This is a genomic window from Burkholderia sp. L-4 (assembly GCF_056856535.1).
This window is the reverse complement of the sequence record NZ_JBXEOX010000001.1, coordinates 2122762-2138010: the sequence shown is the minus strand read 5'-3', so window position 1 is coordinate 2138010 and position 15249 is coordinate 2122762. Positions and strand designations below refer to the sequence as shown.

Below are 15249 nucleotides of genomic sequence, written 5' to 3'. Positions count from 1 at the left end.
ATCACCCAAGGGCGCCGATGATTTCAATCGAGGAACTGCAGCGCATCGCCGATGCGCCGCTGCATGCGTGGCTCGGCACGCTGGCCGTGTCGGTCATCGTCATGCTGGTCGTCGCGGTCGTGCACCGCCTCGGCGCACGCATCGTCAAGCGCGTCGCGCAGCCGTATCCGCTGATGAGCGCGATCCTGCGCTACATCGACAAGCCGTCGCTCGTCGTGCTCACGCTGCTGGCGCTCGAGTTCGTGTGGGTCCAGGCGGACGACGGCATGTCGTTCGTGCGCGGCATGCGCACCGCGGCCGCGGTCGGCTCGATCGTGTCGCTCACGTGGCTGCTGGTGCGGCTCGCGGCCGGCGTCGGCGACGCGATCATCCGGGCCCATCCGATCGATACGGCCGACAACCTGCAGGCGCGGCGCATCCATACGCAGGCCAAGGTGCTCGTGCGGACCGTGATGGTGCTGATCGTGATCATCGGCACCGGCGCCGCGCTGATGACGTTCCCGAACGTGCGTCAGGTGGGCGCGAGCCTGCTGGCGTCGGCCGGCGTCGCGGGGCTGGTCGCCGGTATCGCCGCGCGGCCGGTGCTCGGCAACCTGATCGCCGGGCTGCAGATCGCGCTCACGCAGCCGATCCGGCTCGACGACGTGGTCGTGATCCAGGGCGAGTGGGGGCGCATCGAGGAAATCACCGGCTCGTTCGTGTCGGTGCGGTTGTGGGATCAGCGGCGCCTCGTCGTGCCGCTGCAATGGATCATCGAGAACCCGTTCACGAACTGGACGCGCAGCAGTTCGGAAATCATCGGCACGGTCTACCTGTCGGTCGACTACCGGACACCGCTCGCGCCGCTGCGCGAGGAACTCGCGCGGCTCGTCCATGCGGCGCCCGAGTGGGACGGCCGCGTGCAGGTGCTGCAGGTCACCGACGCGACCGAGCGCACGATGCAGTTGCGCGCGCTCGTCAGCGCGGCCGATGCGTCGTCGTGCTGGGATCTGCGCTGCCGCGTGCGCGAAGGGTTGATCGCATACCTGCAGGACCGCTACCCGCAATGCCTGCCGCGCAGCCGGATGGAGCTGTATCCGCACGAATCCGCGCCGGACGCGCCGAATCCCGAACGGCCGCACGCGAGGCAGCCTGCCGCCAGCACGGCGGCCAATACCGCGGCCGATCCGCAGGCCGTCGACGGCCGCTGAGCGTGGCCCGGCGCCTGTCCGCCACGGAGGATTCCCCTCTTCCCATGACCGCACTGAAGACGCTTGCCATCGCCAATTACCGCTCGCTGCGCGAGCTGATCGTGCCGCTCGCGGCGCTCAACGTCGTGACGGGGCCGAACGGCAGCGGCAAGTCGAGCGTGTACCGCGCGCTGCGGCTGCTCGCCGACACCGCGCAGGGCCGCGTGATCCCGTCGCTCGCCCGCGAGGGCGGGTTGCCGTCGACGCTGTGGGCCGGCCCCGAGCGCTTCTCGCGCGCGATGCTGGACGGCGATGCGCCGGTGACGGGCACGGTGCGCAAGGGGCCCGTGAGCCTGAAGCTCGGCTTCGCGTGCGCCGACTTCGGTTATTCGATCGATCTCGGCCTGCCGGTCGCGAGCCATTCGCAGTTCGCGCTCGATCCGGTGGTCAAGCGCGAATGCATCTGGGCCGGCGCGCTGCCGCGTCCGTCGACGCTGCTGGTCGACCGGCAGGGCGCGCAGATCCGCGCGCGCACCGCGTCGGGCGACTGGTGGGCGATTCCGCAGCCGGTCGCGAGCTTCGACAGCATGATGACCGAATTCGCCGATCCGACCGGCGCGCCCGAGATGATCGCGGTACGCGAGCGGATCCGTTCGTGGCGCTTCTACGACCATTTCCGGACCGATGCGCAGGCGCCGGCGCGCCAGTCGCACATCGGCACCCACACGCCGGTGCTCGCGGACGATGGCGCCGATCTCGCCGCCGCGCTGCAGACGATCCGCGAAATCGGCGACGCGGCCGCGCTCGACGCGGCGATCGACGACGCGTTTCCCGGTGCGTCGGTCGAGATCGACAATCCGGGCGGCCGCGGCCGGTTCGACGTGCTGATGCGCCAGCCGGGGCTGCTGCGGCCGCTGGCGGCGGCCGAGCTGTCCGACGGCACGCTGCGCTACTTGCTGCTCGCGGCCGCGCTGCTGACGCCGCGCCCGCCGGCGCTGATGGTGCTGAACGAACCGGAGACGAGCCTGCATCCCGATCTGCTGCCCGCGCTTGGCCGCCTGATCGCGCAGGCCGCGCGGCGCTCGCAGGTGCTCGTCGTGTCGCACGCGGCGCGGCTGATCGCGACGCTCGAGCGCGAGGCCGGCTGCGAATCGCTGGTGCTCGACAAGCAGCTCGGCGCGACCGCGCTCGTCGATGCCGACACGCGCGACCTGCCGGCCTGGAAGTGGCCGTCGCGTTGACGGGGCCGGATCGATTCGGCCGTGCGCGGTGGAAGCGGTTGCCCTGCGAACGGAATGTATCCTGTCTGTAACAACGCCCATAAAATGCAAGACGGGCGGCTCCCGGCAGCGGGATCGCGAATAATGTCGGGATAGGCGGCTGGCGCCTTGCCGGCCAGCGCTGCAAGGGTCGGGCGCGCGCAATGCGCGATCGCCCGCCGGCCGGGCCGCCAGGGAAGGACACAGGAGACGTGGACCATGAGAATTGCGCAGATCGCCCCGCTGACCGAATCCGTGCCGCCGAAGCTGTACGGCGGCACCGAGCGCGTCGTGTCCTACATCACCGAGGCGCTCGTCGAGCTTGGCCACGACGTGACGCTGTTCGCGAGCGGCGACTCGACGACGCGGGCCCGGCTCGAGCCCGTGTGGCCGCGCGCGCTGCGGCTCGATTCGTCGATCCGCGACCGCGTCGCCCCGCACATGCTGCTGATGGAGACGGTCGCGCGCCGCGCGAAGGATTTCGACGTGCTCCATTTCCACATGGACTACTACTCGTTCTCGGTCTTCAACCGGCAGGAAACGCCGTACGTGACGACGCTGCACGGCCGGCTCGACCTGCCCGAGCAGCAGCCGGTGTTCGACACGTTCAACACGGCGCCGGTGATCTCGATTTCGAACTCGCAGCGCCAGCCGCTGCCGCAGGCGAAATGGCTGACGACCGTCTATCACGGGCTGCCCGACACGCTGTACATGCCACAACCGGTCGAGCCGCGTTATCTCGCGTTCCTCGGCCGCATCTCGCCGGAAAAGCGCGTCGATACCGCGATCCGCATCGCGCGCCAGTGCGGGCTGCCGATCCGGATCGCCGCGAAGATCGACGCGGCCGACCAGGAGTACTTCGAGCGCGAGATCAAGCCGCTGTTCGCGCTGCCGCACGTCGAATACATCGGCGAGATCGCCGATCACCAGAAGGCCGAGTTCCTGTCGGGCGCGCATGCGCTGCTGTTTCCGATCGACTGGCCGGAGCCGTTCGGCCTCGTGATGATCGAGGCGATGTCGTGCGGCACGCCGGTGGTCGCGTTCAATCGCGGCGCGGTGCCCGAGGTGGTGGACGAGGGCGTGTCGGGGTTCATCGTCGAGGATGAAATCAGCGCGGTGGCCGCCGTGAACCGGCTGCACCTGCTGCCGCGTGCGCGCGTGCGGCAGCGCTTCGAGGAGCGCTTCACGTCGCGCCGGATGGCGCAGCAGTACGTCGACGTCTACCAGTCGGTGATCCGCGCGCAGAAACGCTCGCGCTTCAAGGTGATCGACTCGACGACCTGAACGTGCCGACGCGGCACGCGGACGGATGAAAAAACGGCGATGTCCGCAAGGACATCGCCGTTTGCGCATGGCCCGCGCGCGGCGCGCGCGGGCGGTGCGTCAGCGTCAGATCTTGAGCTTCGTGACCTTCGTGCCGTTGATCGACACGTCGCCCATCAGGCCCGCGTTCGTCAGCACGACGACCTGGACCGGCGCGGTGGCCGTGGTCGTGTCGACGGCGCCGTTCGCGCCCATCTTCACGAGTGCGACCGAAGCGCCGGCGCCGGCTGCCCAGCCGTCCGAGCCGCGGAATTCGTCGAGCGCTTCCTGCGTCATGAACAGGAACACGATCGCCTTCGACTGCGCACCGGCCTGCAGGCCGACGGACAGCGACGACGTGTTGTAGTAGCCGACCGTGCTGCCGCCGACGCGCAGCGCGCCGTTGCCCGACTGGCCGCCGACGATGAAGCCGGCCTGGATCACGTCGGGGAAGACCAGCACGCCGCGCGATTTCGCGACGAGTTCGCGGGAACCCTTGACCGTCGAGTACATGCGCGACAGCGTGGCGTCGACGCTCGCGTCGATCGACTGGCGCTTCGACGCGTTGGTGGCGGCGTTGTCCGGCTTGTCCGGGGTGGTGGTGCAACCGGTGAGCGCGAGGCTACCGACGATGAGCGCAGCGGCGGCTTTCAGCACAAGATTCCGTTTTTGCATCGTTCTTCTCCATCGGATGATGTTCGGAGTGAGTCTCGCTCATGGAGCGGATCACGTCGGCAGTTATAACACAGCGGATTACAGCCTCTTTTCGTCGGCACGTGAAAAAGCGTCAAATCGCGCGGGGGTGTCGCGGCGCGCCAACGGACGGACCGGCGCCTGCGCGCCGGGTGGATTCGGCGCACGGCGGCGGTCGATCGATCGACGGGAGGGCGGCGTTTGCGCCGCACATCAATGCGTGACGGGCGGGACGGGCGGCTTGATCGGCGGGCGGCGCAGCGCGCGGCGGATCAGCGCGATCACGACCCCGCATGCGAACAGGAACGCGGCCGGGACGACCCAGTAGCCGACGAACGCATGCCACAGGTAGCCGGCGAGCGTATTGCGGCGCACCACGTATTCGTCGCGGGCCGCCTGCTGGCGCGGCGCGTTGGCGGCCAGCACGTCGGCCGGGCAGCCGGCCGCGCGCGCCTCGTCAGGATCCCCGTGGCACTTCGCGGCGGCACCGGCGGCTTGCTGGGCTTCAGTGAGCTGCCAGGTGGTCAGCGCGAGCTGCAGGTCCGCCTTGTTGTAGGCCATTTCCTCGCGGATCTCGCGCACGGCGACGATCGCGACGGGCACGGCCCAGAACACGATGACGATCAGCCAGCGGCGGAACCAGCGGTGTTGTCTCCATGCCATCCAAGCCTCCGTTTGACGCGCGTGCGCGTCCGTCTCGAGGGCGGCCCGATGGCGCTTCTTGTACTTGGGTGGGCCGCGTTGCAGCCATCATAGAAGAAAACGCGGCGAATTGCCGCACCATGTGGCGGTGCCTGGGCAGCGGGCCGGAAAAGCGGGGCGGGAAGGGGGAGGACGGAGGGGAACCGCGCATGTCGATGCGCGTGCAACGAAAACGAAAAATGCCGCGCCCGCCGAAGCGGTGCGCGGCATTCGATACGGGAGCGCCGGAACTCAGGCGGCCGGCTGATTGCTCAGGCAGCTCTTCATGAACGCCTTGCGGTCGTCGCCCTTCTTGCCGGTGGCCTGCGTGTTGCACGCCTTCATCTTTTCCTGCTGCGTCATCGCCTTCGCGGGCTTCGCCGACAGGCAGTCCTTCATGAACGCCTTGCGTTCGTCGCCCGTCTTGCCGGCTGCCTGGGTGTTGCAGGCCTTCATCTTGTCCTGCTGGCTGTTCGCCGCGAATGCGGGGGAAGCCAGCATGCCGCCGAGCAGCACTGCGGCTACGAGCGATTGGATTTTCATTTCGACACTCCCATGGGGTGAATTGCGTGTTATCGACGCCGTCACGAAGCACGCCGCGTTGCGGATAGGGCCGCATCGCGCCGTGCGCTCCGATTATGGCAAATCCATGTGAAAACACCACAACGGCACTTTCTATAACGTTGCGGACGCCACGGCCGTTGACCGCGCGCGCGACCGGGCGATCGGGACAAACCATGACGCGCGGCCGCCCGCATCGGCCGCCGCGCCGGAACCTGCCGGATCCCGGCCGCGAGCCATTACAATCGCGGCCATGAATACTCCGAATCCCGCATCCCCTTCGTCCGCGGCGGCGCTGCCGCGCATCGCCGTGCTCGCTACCGGCGGCACGATCGCCGGCGCCGCGCCCGACGCGGCCAGCACGGCCGGCTACCAGGCCGGCGCGCTCGGCGTCAATTTCCTGGTCGACGCGGTACCGGCGCTCGCGTCGGTCGCGCGCATCGACGCCGAGCAGATCGCCAGCATCGACAGCAAGGATCTCGCGCTGCCGCTGTGGAACACGCTTGCCGCGCGGATCGACGCGCTGATGGCCGATCCGGCGATCGACGGCATCGTGATCACGCACGGCACCGATACGCTCGAGGAAACCGCGTACGCGCTGCATCTGGTCGTGACGGGCGACAAGCCGGTCGTGCTGACGGCCGCGATGCGGCCGGCGACCGCGCTGTCGTCCGATGGCCCGCTCAACCTGCTGAACGCGGTGACGGTGGCCGGCCATCCGGCCGCGCGCGGGCAAGGCGTGCTGGTCGCGTTCAACAACCGGATCCACGCCGCGCGCGACGTCGTGAAGACGAGCACCTATGCGGTCGACGCCTTCCAGTCGCCGGAACTGGGCGCACTCGGCTGGGTGCAGGACGGCCGCGTCGAATTCGCGCGCCGTGTCACGCGTTCGCGCGACTCGCAGCTGGCGATCGCCGCGGCGTGGCCGCCCGTCGAAGTCGTCGCGAGCTATGCGGGCGTCACGCGCACGGCCGTCGACGCGCTCGTGGCTGCCGGCGTGCGCGGCCTCGTCGTCGCGGGCACCGGCAACGGGTCGATCCATGCGACGCTGCAGGCGGCGCTCGCCGATGCGGTGAAGGCCGGCGTGGCGGTGGTCCGTGCGTCGCGCGTCGGGTCGGGGCATGTGATGCGCAACGGCGCCGCGAGCGACGATGCGCTCGGTTTCGTCAGCGCGGGCTCGCTGAATCCGTTCAAGGCACGCGTGCTGCTGATGCTCGTGCTCGCGAACGGCATTGTCGGTCGCGACGCGCTGCAGCGCGCATTCGACACGCTGTAACGGCGACAGGCCGGTCGGGCGGCGCGCGGCGCCCATGAAAAAGGCAGGCCATCGGCCTGCCTTTTTTGCATCAGTCCGGCAAGTTTGCTCAGGACTGCGGCGGAATCACGAGCTTCTGGCCCGGGTAGATCCGGTCCGGGCTCGACAGCATCGGCTTGTTCGCTTCGAAGATCGCCGGATACTTGTTCGCGTCGCCATACACTTCCTTGGCGATCGCCGACAGCGTGTCGCCCGGCTTCACGTCGTGATACTGCACTTCGGGATCGTCCGGCTGCAGATCGTCGTCGTTGACGCCCGCGACGCCTTGCACGTTGCCGGCCGCGACCTTGACCTTCGCCTTCGTGTCGAGGTCGGCGACGCTGCCCGACAGCGTGACGGTGCGCGATGCGCCGTCGAACGCGACGGTCAGGTTCGACGTGTCGAGCCCTTGCGAGTTGATGTAATTCTTGATCGCATCGGCCGCGGTCTGGTTTGCGGCATTCGGATCTTCCGCTGCTTGCGCATCGGCATGACCCAGCAGTTTTTCACCCGCCTCTTTGATAAACGAAAGAAGACCCATCGCTGCACTCCTTAGGTGGTTGAACAGAAAACGCGCCATGAAGTGGCGAAAAAAACACCGCGCTGGGCGCATTCACGGACGTGAACGCAAGCGCGGCGGTTTTCTCGAAAGGCGTGGCGAAAGTGTAGGCGTTCAGCGCGACGATTGCATGAAAAATCGCGCGCCCGAACGTAAAGAAATGTAATACGCGAAATCCGACAGGCGGACACCCGACGACGACGTCTGACCGACCAAGGCTTCCCCGGCGCCGCCGGGTGCCGCTGCGGACCCCACCACGCCGCTCTCAGCCCAGAGCGGCGTTTTTCGCCCCGTCCCGCACGCCGTTGGCGATGCAGGGCGGGGCGCCCCACCGTGATGCGCGCGTGTCCGCGCATCGATGCGACCGGCCGCGGCCGGTTCGCGCATGTCTGTCGCGCGCCTCCGCCATTGCAGCGGAAACGCGCGGTGCGGCAGTCGCGTTACGCGGCCGGCGTCTGGCCGATCTCGAAGTTCGACATGATCTCGAGCGCGCGTACGAGTGCCGAGTGATCCCATGCCTTGCCGCCGTGCGATGCGCACACGCTGAACAGTTGCTGCGCGCTGGCCGTATGCGGCAGCGCGAGGCCGAGCTTGCGTGCGCCGTCGAGCGCGAGGTTCAAGTCCTTCTGATGCAGCTCGATGCGGAAGCCCGGATCGAACGTGCGCTTCGTCATCCGCGCGCCGTGCACTTCGAGGATGCGCGACGCGGCGAAACCGCCCATCAGCGCCTGGCGAACGCGCTCCGGATCGGCGCCCGAGCGCGCGGCGAACAGGAGCGCTTCGCCGACGGCCTCGATGTTCAGAGCGACGATGATCTGGTTCGCGACCTTGCAGGTCTGGCCGGCGCCGTTGTCGCCGACGAGCGTGATGTTCTTGCCCATCTTCTCGAACAGCGGCTTCGCGCGCTCGAACGCCTTCTCCGGGCCGCCGACCATGATCGTCAGCGTCGCTTCGCGGGCGCCGACCTCGCCGCCGGACACCGGTGCGTCGAGGTAGTCGCAACCGAGCGCGTTGATCTGCTTCGCGAATGCCTGCGTGTCGAGCGGCGAAATCGAGCTCATGTCGATCACGAGCTTGCCGGCCGTCAGACCCTTCGCGACGCCGTCGTCGGCGAACAGCACATTACGCACGTCCGGCGTATCCGGCACCATCGAGATGATGATGTCGGCGTGCTGCGCGACTTCGGTCGAGTTCGCGACGACCTTCGCGCTCGCGCGCAGATCGTCCGGGATCGGGAACGCGCCGTTCACGACGAGCTGGTGGTCGCCCTTGAGCAGGTTGCGCGCCATGTGCGCGCCCATGATGCCGAGGCCGATGAAACCGATGGTTGCCATGTGAAAGTCTCCTATTGGGGCGGATGACGGGAAGGGGGCGACTCAGGCGGCGCGATGCGCCGAGCCCGGTGCGCAGCCGGCGACGCTTTGCAGCCAGCCGAGGCCTTCCGTCGTGGTGGTGCGGGGCTTGTATTCGCAGCCGACGTAGCCGGCATAACCGAGCCGGTCGAGCAGCGCGAACAGGAACGCGTAGTTGATCTCGCCCGTGCCGGGCTCGTTGCGGCCCGGGTTGTCCGCGAGCTGGACGTGGCCGATCGACGCGAGGTTGCGTTCGATCGTCGCGGCCAGTTCGCCTTCCATGCGCTGCATGTGATAGATGTCGTACTGCAGGAACAGGTTGTCCGAGCCGACCGCGCGAATCACGTCGAGGCCTTCCGACGAACGGTTCAGCGCGAAGCCCGGAATGTCGAAGCTGTTGCACGGCTCGACGAGCAGGCGAATGCCTGCGCGCTTCAGCGCGTCGGCCGCGAAGCGCAGGTTGTCGACGATCGTGACGAACGTCTTGTCGCGCGCGGTGCTTGCCGACGGAATGCCGACGAGGCAGTTCAGCTGCGGCACCTTCAGCGCCTTCGCGTACTCGATCGCACGGCCGACACCCTCCTGGAATTCGCCGACGCGATCGGGCAGGCAGGCGATGCCGCGCTCGCCCTGGTCCCAGTTGCCGGCGGGCAGGTTGTGCAGCACGAGGCGCAGGCGGTGCGTCTCGAGCCGCTCGGCGAGTTCCTCTTTCGCGTACGGGTACGGGAACAGGAATTCGACGGCGTCGAAGCCCGCGTCGGCGGCCGCCTTGAAGCGGTCGAGGAACGGCACTTCGTTGAACAGCATGGTCAGGTTTGCAGCAAACTTCGGCATGAGCTAAGCCTCTTCGGTCGGTCAGTCAAATGGTCCGGCGGTTCAGTCGAGCATCGAGATCGCGGTCGGCGCGTGCTCGGCCTTCTCGGCGAGATCCTCGAATTCGTTGATCGCGTCGATTTCGGTGCCCATCGAGATGTTCGTCACGCGCTCAAGGATCACTTCGACGACCACCGGCACGCTGAACTGTTCCGCGAGCGTTTGCGCCTGGCGCAGCGCCGGCTCGATCTCTTCCGGCTTGAACACGCGCAGCGCCTTGCAGCCGAGGCCTTCCGCGACGGCCACGTGGTCGACGCCGTAGCCGTTCAATTCCGGCGCGTTCACGTTGTCGAACGCGAGCTGCACGCAGTAGTCCATGTCGAACGCGCGCTGGGCCTGGCGGATCAGCCCGAGGTACGAGTTGTTCACGACCACGTGCACGTACGGCAGCTTGAATTGCGCGCCGGCCGCCAGCTCCTCGATCATGAACTGGAAGTCGTAGTCGCCGGACAGCGCGACGATCGGGCGGCTCGGGTCGGCGGCACGCACGCCGAGCGCGGCGGGGATCGTCCAGCCGAGCGGGCCGGCCTGGCCGCAGTTGATCCAGTTGCGCGCCTTGAACACGTGCAGGAACTGCGCGGCGGCGATCTGCGACAGGCCGATCGTGCTGACGTAGCAGGTATCGCGGCCGAACACCTTGTTCATCTCTTCGTACACGCGCTGCGGCTTGACCGGCACGTTGTCGAAGTGCGTCTTGCGCTGCAGCGTGCGCTTGCGTGCCTGGCATTCCGCGACCCATGCGCCGCGGTCCTTCAGCTTGCCGGCGGCCTGCCATTCCCGTGCGACGGCGACGAACAGCTCGAGCGCGGCCTTCGCGTCGGACACGATGCCGAGATCCGGGCCGAACACGCGGCCGATCTGCGTCGGCTCGATGTCGACGTGCACGAACTTGCGGCCCTTCGTGTAGACCTCGACGCTGCCCGTGTGGCGGTTCGCCCAGCGGTTGCCGATGCCGAGCACGAAGTCGGACGCGAGCAGCGTGGCGTTGCCGTAGCGGTGCGACGTCTGCAGGCCGACCATGCCGGCCATCAGCGGGTGGTCGTCCGGAATCGCGCCCCACGACATCAGCGTCGGGATCACCGGCACGCCGATCGTTTCGGCGAACTGGACGAGCAGGTCTTCGGCCGCCGCGTTGAGCACGCCGCCGCCCGACACGATCAGCGGCTTGTCCGCGTCGTTGAGCATCGCGAGCGCCTTCTCGATCTGCGCGCGGGTGGCCGCGGGCTTGTAGACCGGCAGCGGTTCGTACGTGTCGATGTCGAATTCGATTTCGGCGAGCTGCACGTCGATCGGCAGGTCGACCAGCACCGGGCCCGGACGGCCCGAGCGCATCAGGTGGAAGGCTTGCTGGAACACACGCGGCACGAGCGCCGGTTCGCGCACGGTGACGGCCCACTTCGTGACGGGCTTCGCGATCGACTCGATGTCGACGGCCTGGAAGTCTTCCTTGTACAGGCGGGCACGCGGCGCCTGGCCGGTGATCGCGAGGATCGGAATCGAGTCGGCGGACGCGGAGTAGAGGCCGGTGATCATGTCGGTACCGGCGGGGCCCGACGTGCCGATGCACACGCCGATGTTGCCGGGCGCCGCACGCGTGAAGCCTTCGGCCATGTGCGATGCGCCTTCGACGTGGCGCGCCAGCACGTGACTGATGCCGCCGGACTTGCGCATCGCGGAGTAGAACGGGTTGATCGCCGCGCCCGGCACGCCGAACGCGGTCTGGATGCCTTCCTTCTCGAGCACGAGCACTGCCGCGTCGACGGCTCTCATCTTGGCCATGAATGTCTCCTTGATATGTGGTGGATCTTGCGAATGGGTCTGTTGGGGACACTTTAGGGATGCAGGAAAGGTTTGATAAGATCCGCCCAAGTCGCTTATTTCGAAACTAAAAGTATGGAATGACGGCCTGACGGGGCTTCTCGCGGGGCCGGAACAGAGACGGAGACAGGAGATGGATCGCTTCAAGCAGATCGAGACGTTCGTGCGGGTTGCCGATGCCGGCAGCCTCGCGGCGGCGGCGCTCGAGGAGGGGGTGTCGCCGGTGGTGCTCGGGCGGCGCATCGACGCGCTGGAGAAACGCCTCGGCGTGAAGCTGATGTACCGCTCGACGCGGCGGCTGGTGGTCAGCGAGGAGGGCGCCGCGTTCCTCGAGCGCTGCCGCGGGCTGCTGTCCGAATGGGACCAGGCCGAGAACGAGCTGGCCGCCGGGCGGCGCGCGGTCAGCGGGCACCTGATCGTCTCGGCGCCGGCCGCATTCGGGCGCAAGCACGTCGCGCCGCATGCGCCCGGCTTTCTGGCCGACAAGCCCGAGATGCAGCTGTCGTTCAACCTGACCGACCGCGTCGTCGATCTCGTGCGCGAAGGCTACGACCTGTCGATCCGGATCGGCGGCGCCGTCGATCCGAACTTCGTCGCGGTGAAGCTCGCGTCGAACCGGCGCGTCGTCTGCGGCACGCCCGGGTATTTCCGCCGGCACGGCCGGCCGAAATCGCTCGACGACCTGCTGAAGCACAACTGCCTGGCTTTCAACCTGCAGGGCGGACAGAACCGCGGCTGGTATTTCCAGCGCCACGGCAAGATCGCGACGATGCGCGTGACCGGCAACCTCGACTGCAACGACGGCGAGCTGCTGCACCGCTGGGTGGCCGAGGGGCTCGGGCTCGGCTGGCGCTCGACCTGGGAAATCGCCGCGCAGCTGGAGACGGGCGAGCTGGAGACCGTGCTCGACGAATACGCGCTGCCCGACTACGACATCCTCGCGGTCTACCCGCAGCAGCGCTACGTGCCGGCGCGCGTGCGCTATTTCATCGACTACCTGAGGGCCGCGTATGCGCGCCCCGGCTACTGGAGCACCACGCCGTAACGAGCGGCGGGCGCCCCGGCGCTTTTTTTCGCTTCGTGCCCCCGGCGCGGGAATAAACTCGACGCAGCAACGGTATGGTCATCGAGCGCGCACGCTGCCGGTCTGTCCGGGCGCCGTGCGCGGAACGGGCGCGGCATCGGCCGCCGGGACCAGGGAGGCCATGTGGGGCAAGCCGGACAGGCGGTCGATGAACGGGCGGCAGACGACGCGGTCGCGCGCGGCGAGCGGTTTCGCACGCTCGTGCTGCCGCATCTCGACGCCGCGTACAACCTCGCGCGCTGGCTGAGCGGCAATGCCGGCGACGCGGACGACGTCGTGCAGGACGCGTGCATGCGCGCGCTGCGCTTCGTCGATTCGTGTCGCGGCGACAACGCGCGGCCATGGCTGCTGACGATCGTGCGCCACACCTGGTACACCGAGTGGCGGCGCCGCACGCATGCGCACGAGGTCGCGCTGCCCGATACGCTGGACGACACCGACGTGCCCGACGACTGGCAGCCGGCGGCGGAGGATCCGCTCGCGCAGCTGCTGCGCGGCGAGAACGTGCGGCTCGTGAATGCGGCACTCGCGAAGCTGCCGCCCGAGTACCGCGAGGTGCTCGTGCTGCGCGAGATGGAGGACCTGAGTTACCGCGAGATCGCGGCGATCGCGGACGTGCCGGTCGGCACGGTGATGTCGCGGCTCGCGCGCGGCCGGCGCAAGCTCGCCGCGCTGCTGGGCGGCGCGCCGGCACCGGCGCCCGAAGGCAGGCCGGCCCGTACGCCGGCCGGCGGAACCGCATCGGAGGCTATCGATGGACTGTAACGAAGCGCGCGCGTTGCTGGACGCGGACGTCGACCGCGAGCTGTCGGCGCCCGATGCGTTGCGGGTCCAGCAGCATGTCGAAGGGTGCGATGCGTGCCGCCGCGAACGCGCGCGGATCGTCACGCTGGTGCAGGCCGTGCGGCAGGCCGATTACCACCGTGCGCCGGATGCGCTGCGGGCGGGCATCCTGGCCGGTCTGCCGGCCGCGGCCGACGCGCCCGTTCGCGAGCCGGCGGGCGCGGGGTTTCGGCCCGAGCCTCGATCGCAGCCGCGTCCGCGCGGTCGCGGCTGGTTTCCCTGGCTGGCGGGGCGGGGCGGGCCGACACGGCCTGCCGCGGCCGGCGCCGGGCCGCGCGTCGCCGCATGGCCGGGGCTCGGCTGGGGCGTCGCGCTGCTGGTGGCCCTCGCGGCGGCGGGCGGGATGACGCTGTCCGCGCGCCATGCCGACACCGACCGCACCGTCGACGAACTCGTCTCGAGCCACGTGCGGGCCGGCCTGTCGGCGCGCGACATCGACGTGATCTCGACCGACCGCCACACGGTCAAGCCATGGTTCAACGGCCGGCTCGACTATGCGCCGCCGGTCGAGGATCTCGCGGCGGACGGCTTCGCGCTGGTCGGCGGGCGGCTCGACTACGTCGGGCGGCGTCGCGTCGCGGTGCTCGTGTACCGCTACCGGCAGCACGTGATCGACGTCTACGTGCGGCCGGCCGGCGAAGGGCCGGCGGCCCCGTACACGACCGTGTCGCAGGGCTATGCGCTCGACCGCTGGGACGCGGCCGGGATGACGTGGTGGGCCGTGACCGACGCCGAGCCGTCGGCGCTCACGGCGTTCCGGACGGCGCTCGACGCGCGGCTGTCGGGCACGCGCGGCGAGTGACGGCGCGACGCCGGCCGCGCCCCGCCGCGCGCGCGGCCGGCGTTCGGGCCCCGATAAAAAGAGCCGACAGGCGAGCACGTGCGCCGGCCCGTCCGTTCAAGTCTTTGAAAACATGGCCGAATCCGCGCGCCGATCGTTGATTGGCCTTGCATGCGCCCCGTAATCGGGTTAGAATCTTCGGCTTCTCACTTGCCACACCGGTTCAGACGCCCGGGTGGCTTTAATCCACAAGGAGTGTGTAATGCGTCATTACGAAATCGTCTTCATCGTGCACCCGGATCAAAGCGAGCAAGTGCCCGCGATGATCGAGCGCTACAAGTCCACGATCACGTCGCACGGTGGCCAGATCCACCGTGTCGAAGACTGGGGCCGTCGCCAACTGGCCTACATGATCGAGAAACTCGCGAAGGCTCACTACGTCTGCATGAACATCGAGTGCGACCAGACGACGCTCGACGAACTCGAACACGCGTTCAAGTTCAACGACGCCGTGCTGCGTCACCTCATCGTCAAGATGAAGAAGGCCGAAACCGGCCCGTCGCCGATGATGAAGGAAGTTCAGCGCGAAGAAGCCAAGAAGGCGGCTGCAGCTCAGCCGACCGAAGCGCAGGCTTAAGTTCGTCATTCATTAAGCCATCAAGGAGCGCGCCACTCTCGTGAACAGGTTGCAATTGACGGCGAGCGTCGTCGAACGCGCACCGGTGCGATATACGCCGGCAGGTGTTCCGATCGCTAGCGCCACATTGCAGCACCGCACGGAAGTCGTCGAGGCAGGCATCCCCCGTCAGGTCGAAATGACGATCGAGGCGGTGGCGGCCGGTGAGGCGAGCGGCAGGCTGGAGAGTCGTGAAATGGGCGTCGAAACGCTGTTCACGGGCTTCCTGGCCAAGAAAAGCCGCAACGCGAGAACCTTGGTGTTTCACATCACAGCATTGCAGGACATTGGAAAGGACTGAAAT

At 68.2% G+C, this 15249-nt stretch carries 16 protein-coding genes; 9 read left to right on the top strand and 7 right to left on the bottom strand.

Annotation, left to right across the window (positions count from 1 at the left end; all coding sequences use genetic code 11):
• Positions 1-17 precede the first annotated feature (17 nt).
• The 3 genes from AC1VVG_RS09910 to AC1VVG_RS09900 all read left to right on the top strand — a co-directional run bounded on the left by AC1VVG_RS09910 (position 18) and on the right by AC1VVG_RS09900 (position 3712).
• Entirely contained in the window at positions 18-1190 is a 1173-nt protein-coding gene (locus AC1VVG_RS09910) for a mechanosensitive ion channel family protein (RefSeq protein WP_034188696.1), read from the top strand.
• A 44-nt stretch (positions 1191-1234) separates the two neighbouring features.
• Positions 1235-2410 (top strand): AAA family ATPase, encoded by a 1176-nt coding sequence (locus AC1VVG_RS09905; protein ID WP_482835575.1) that lies wholly within the window; start codon positions 1235-1237, stop codon positions 2408-2410.
• Between the two features lie 237 nt (positions 2411-2647).
• On the top strand, positions 2648-3712 hold the full coding sequence (locus tag AC1VVG_RS09900; protein ID WP_034188694.1) for a glycosyltransferase family 4 protein: 1065 nt from the start codon (positions 2648-2650) through the stop codon (positions 3710-3712).
• Positions 3713-3817: 105 nt separating this feature from the next.
• Here AC1VVG_RS09900 and AC1VVG_RS09895 read toward each other — a convergent pair whose 3' ends face one another.
• The 3 genes from AC1VVG_RS09895 to AC1VVG_RS09885 form a co-directional block, all read right to left on the bottom strand.
• Entirely contained in the window at positions 3818-4405 is a 588-nt protein-coding gene (locus tag AC1VVG_RS09895) for a BPSL1445 family SYLF domain-containing lipoprotein (RefSeq protein ID WP_034188693.1), read from the bottom strand.
• A gap of 231 nt (positions 4406-4636) precedes the next feature.
• Positions 4637-5086, bottom strand: a complete 450-nt coding sequence (locus AC1VVG_RS09890; protein WP_034188692.1) for a membrane protein — start codon at positions 5084-5086, stop codon at positions 4637-4639.
• A gap of 270 nt (positions 5087-5356) precedes the next feature.
• A complete protein-coding gene (locus tag AC1VVG_RS09885) occupies positions 5357-5647 on the bottom strand; it encodes a PsiF family protein (RefSeq protein WP_011549641.1) in 291 nt (96 codons plus the stop codon).
• 271 nt (positions 5648-5918) lie between these two features.
• Here AC1VVG_RS09885 and AC1VVG_RS09880 point away from each other — a divergent pair, with 271 nt between their 5' ends.
• Complete coding sequence (locus tag AC1VVG_RS09880) at positions 5919-6941, top strand: asparaginase (RefSeq protein ID WP_482835574.1); 1023 nt, start codon at positions 5919-5921, stop codon at positions 6939-6941.
• A gap of 88 nt (positions 6942-7029) precedes the next feature.
• Here the strand turns inward: AC1VVG_RS09880 and lysM are convergent, their stop codons facing one another.
• The 4 genes from lysM to gcl form a co-directional block, all read right to left on the bottom strand.
• Positions 7030-7500 carry a peptidoglycan-binding protein LysM gene (gene lysM / locus AC1VVG_RS09875; RefSeq protein WP_034188690.1) on the bottom strand — a complete coding sequence of 157 codons (471 nt, stop codon included), beginning with the start codon at positions 7498-7500 and terminating at the stop codon, positions 7030-7032.
• Positions 7501-7958: 458 nt separating this feature from the next.
• Positions 7959-8852 carry a 2-hydroxy-3-oxopropionate reductase gene (locus AC1VVG_RS09870; RefSeq protein ID WP_034188689.1) on the bottom strand — a complete coding sequence of 298 codons (894 nt, stop codon included), beginning with the start codon at positions 8850-8852 and terminating at the stop codon, positions 7959-7961.
• Positions 8853-8894: 42 nt separating this feature from the next.
• Positions 8895-9704, bottom strand: coding sequence for a hydroxypyruvate isomerase (gene hyi / locus AC1VVG_RS09865; RefSeq protein WP_482835573.1), 810 nt, complete (start codon positions 9702-9704; stop codon positions 8895-8897).
• Positions 9705-9746: 42 nt separating this feature from the next.
• The gene (gene gcl, locus AC1VVG_RS09860) at positions 9747-11522 is read right to left on the bottom strand and encodes a glyoxylate carboligase (RefSeq protein ID WP_034188687.1); all 1776 of its coding nucleotides are present in this window, start codon (positions 11520-11522) and stop codon (positions 9747-9749) included.
• Between the two features lie 172 nt (positions 11523-11694).
• On the opposite strand from gcl, the gene AC1VVG_RS09855 reads away from it, so the two are divergent.
• The 5 genes from AC1VVG_RS09855 to priB all read left to right on the top strand — a co-directional run bounded on the left by AC1VVG_RS09855 (position 11695) and on the right by priB (position 15246).
• Complete coding sequence (locus tag AC1VVG_RS09855; RefSeq protein ID WP_031399242.1) at positions 11695-12606, top strand: LysR family transcriptional regulator; 912 nt, start codon at positions 11695-11697, stop codon at positions 12604-12606.
• A gap of 162 nt (positions 12607-12768) precedes the next feature.
• Entirely contained in the window at positions 12769-13410 is a 642-nt protein-coding gene (locus AC1VVG_RS09850; protein WP_069245642.1) for an RNA polymerase sigma factor, read from the top strand.
• The gene (locus AC1VVG_RS09845; protein WP_034188685.1) at positions 13400-14290 is read left to right on the top strand and encodes an anti-sigma factor family protein; all 891 of its coding nucleotides are present in this window, start codon (positions 13400-13402) and stop codon (positions 14288-14290) included. The genes AC1VVG_RS09850 and AC1VVG_RS09845 overlap by 11 nt, the downstream gene beginning before the upstream one ends.
• Before the next feature lie 241 nt (positions 14291-14531).
• Complete coding sequence (gene rpsF / locus AC1VVG_RS09840) at positions 14532-14906, top strand: 30S ribosomal protein S6 (protein WP_004193673.1); 375 nt, start codon at positions 14532-14534, stop codon at positions 14904-14906.
• A gap of 40 nt (positions 14907-14946) precedes the next feature.
• Positions 14947-15246 (top strand): primosomal replication protein N, encoded by a 300-nt coding sequence (gene priB / locus AC1VVG_RS09835; protein WP_034188684.1) that lies wholly within the window; start codon positions 14947-14949, stop codon positions 15244-15246.
• Positions 15247-15249: the final 3 nt, after the last annotated feature.

What these genes read in the sequence shown, in the direction of transcription:
- AC1VVG_RS09910 (WP_034188696.1), top strand. Translation starts at nt 18, where the DNA reads ATGATTTCAATCGAGGAACTGCAGCGCATCGCCGATGCGCCGCTGCAT.
- AC1VVG_RS09905 (WP_482835575.1), top strand. Translation starts at nt 1,235, where the DNA reads ATGACCGCACTGAAGACGCTTGCCATCGCCAATTACCGCTCGCTGCGC.
- AC1VVG_RS09900 (WP_034188694.1), top strand. Translation starts at nt 2,648, where the DNA reads ATGAGAATTGCGCAGATCGCCCCGCTGACCGAATCCGTGCCGCCGAAG.
- AC1VVG_RS09895 (WP_034188693.1), bottom strand. Translation starts at nt 4,405, where the DNA reads ATGCAAAAACGGAATCTTGTGCTGAAAGCCGCCGCTGCGCTCATCGTC.
- AC1VVG_RS09890 (WP_034188692.1), bottom strand. Translation starts at nt 5,086, where the DNA reads ATGGCATGGAGACAACACCGCTGGTTCCGCCGCTGGCTGATCGTCATC.
- AC1VVG_RS09885 (WP_011549641.1), bottom strand. Translation starts at nt 5,647, where the DNA reads ATGAAAATCCAATCGCTCGTAGCCGCAGTGCTGCTCGGCGGCATGCTG.
- AC1VVG_RS09880 (WP_482835574.1), top strand. Translation starts at nt 5,919, where the DNA reads ATGAATACTCCGAATCCCGCATCCCCTTCGTCCGCGGCGGCGCTGCCG.
- lysM (WP_034188690.1), bottom strand. Translation starts at nt 7,500, where the DNA reads ATGGGTCTTCTTTCGTTTATCAAAGAGGCGGGTGAAAAACTGCTGGGT.
- AC1VVG_RS09870 (WP_034188689.1), bottom strand. Translation starts at nt 8,852, where the DNA reads ATGGCAACCATCGGTTTCATCGGCCTCGGCATCATGGGCGCGCACATG.
- hyi (WP_482835573.1), bottom strand. Translation starts at nt 9,704, where the DNA reads ATGCCGAAGTTTGCTGCAAACCTGACCATGCTGTTCAACGAAGTGCCG.
- gcl (WP_034188687.1), bottom strand. Translation starts at nt 11,522, where the DNA reads ATGGCCAAGATGAGAGCCGTCGACGCGGCAGTGCTCGTGCTCGAGAAG.
- AC1VVG_RS09855 (WP_031399242.1), top strand. Translation starts at nt 11,695, where the DNA reads ATGGATCGCTTCAAGCAGATCGAGACGTTCGTGCGGGTTGCCGATGCC.
- AC1VVG_RS09845 (WP_034188685.1), top strand. Translation starts at nt 13,400, where the DNA reads ATGGACTGTAACGAAGCGCGCGCGTTGCTGGACGCGGACGTCGACCGC.
- rpsF (WP_004193673.1), top strand. Translation starts at nt 14,532, where the DNA reads ATGCGTCATTACGAAATCGTCTTCATCGTGCACCCGGATCAAAGCGAG.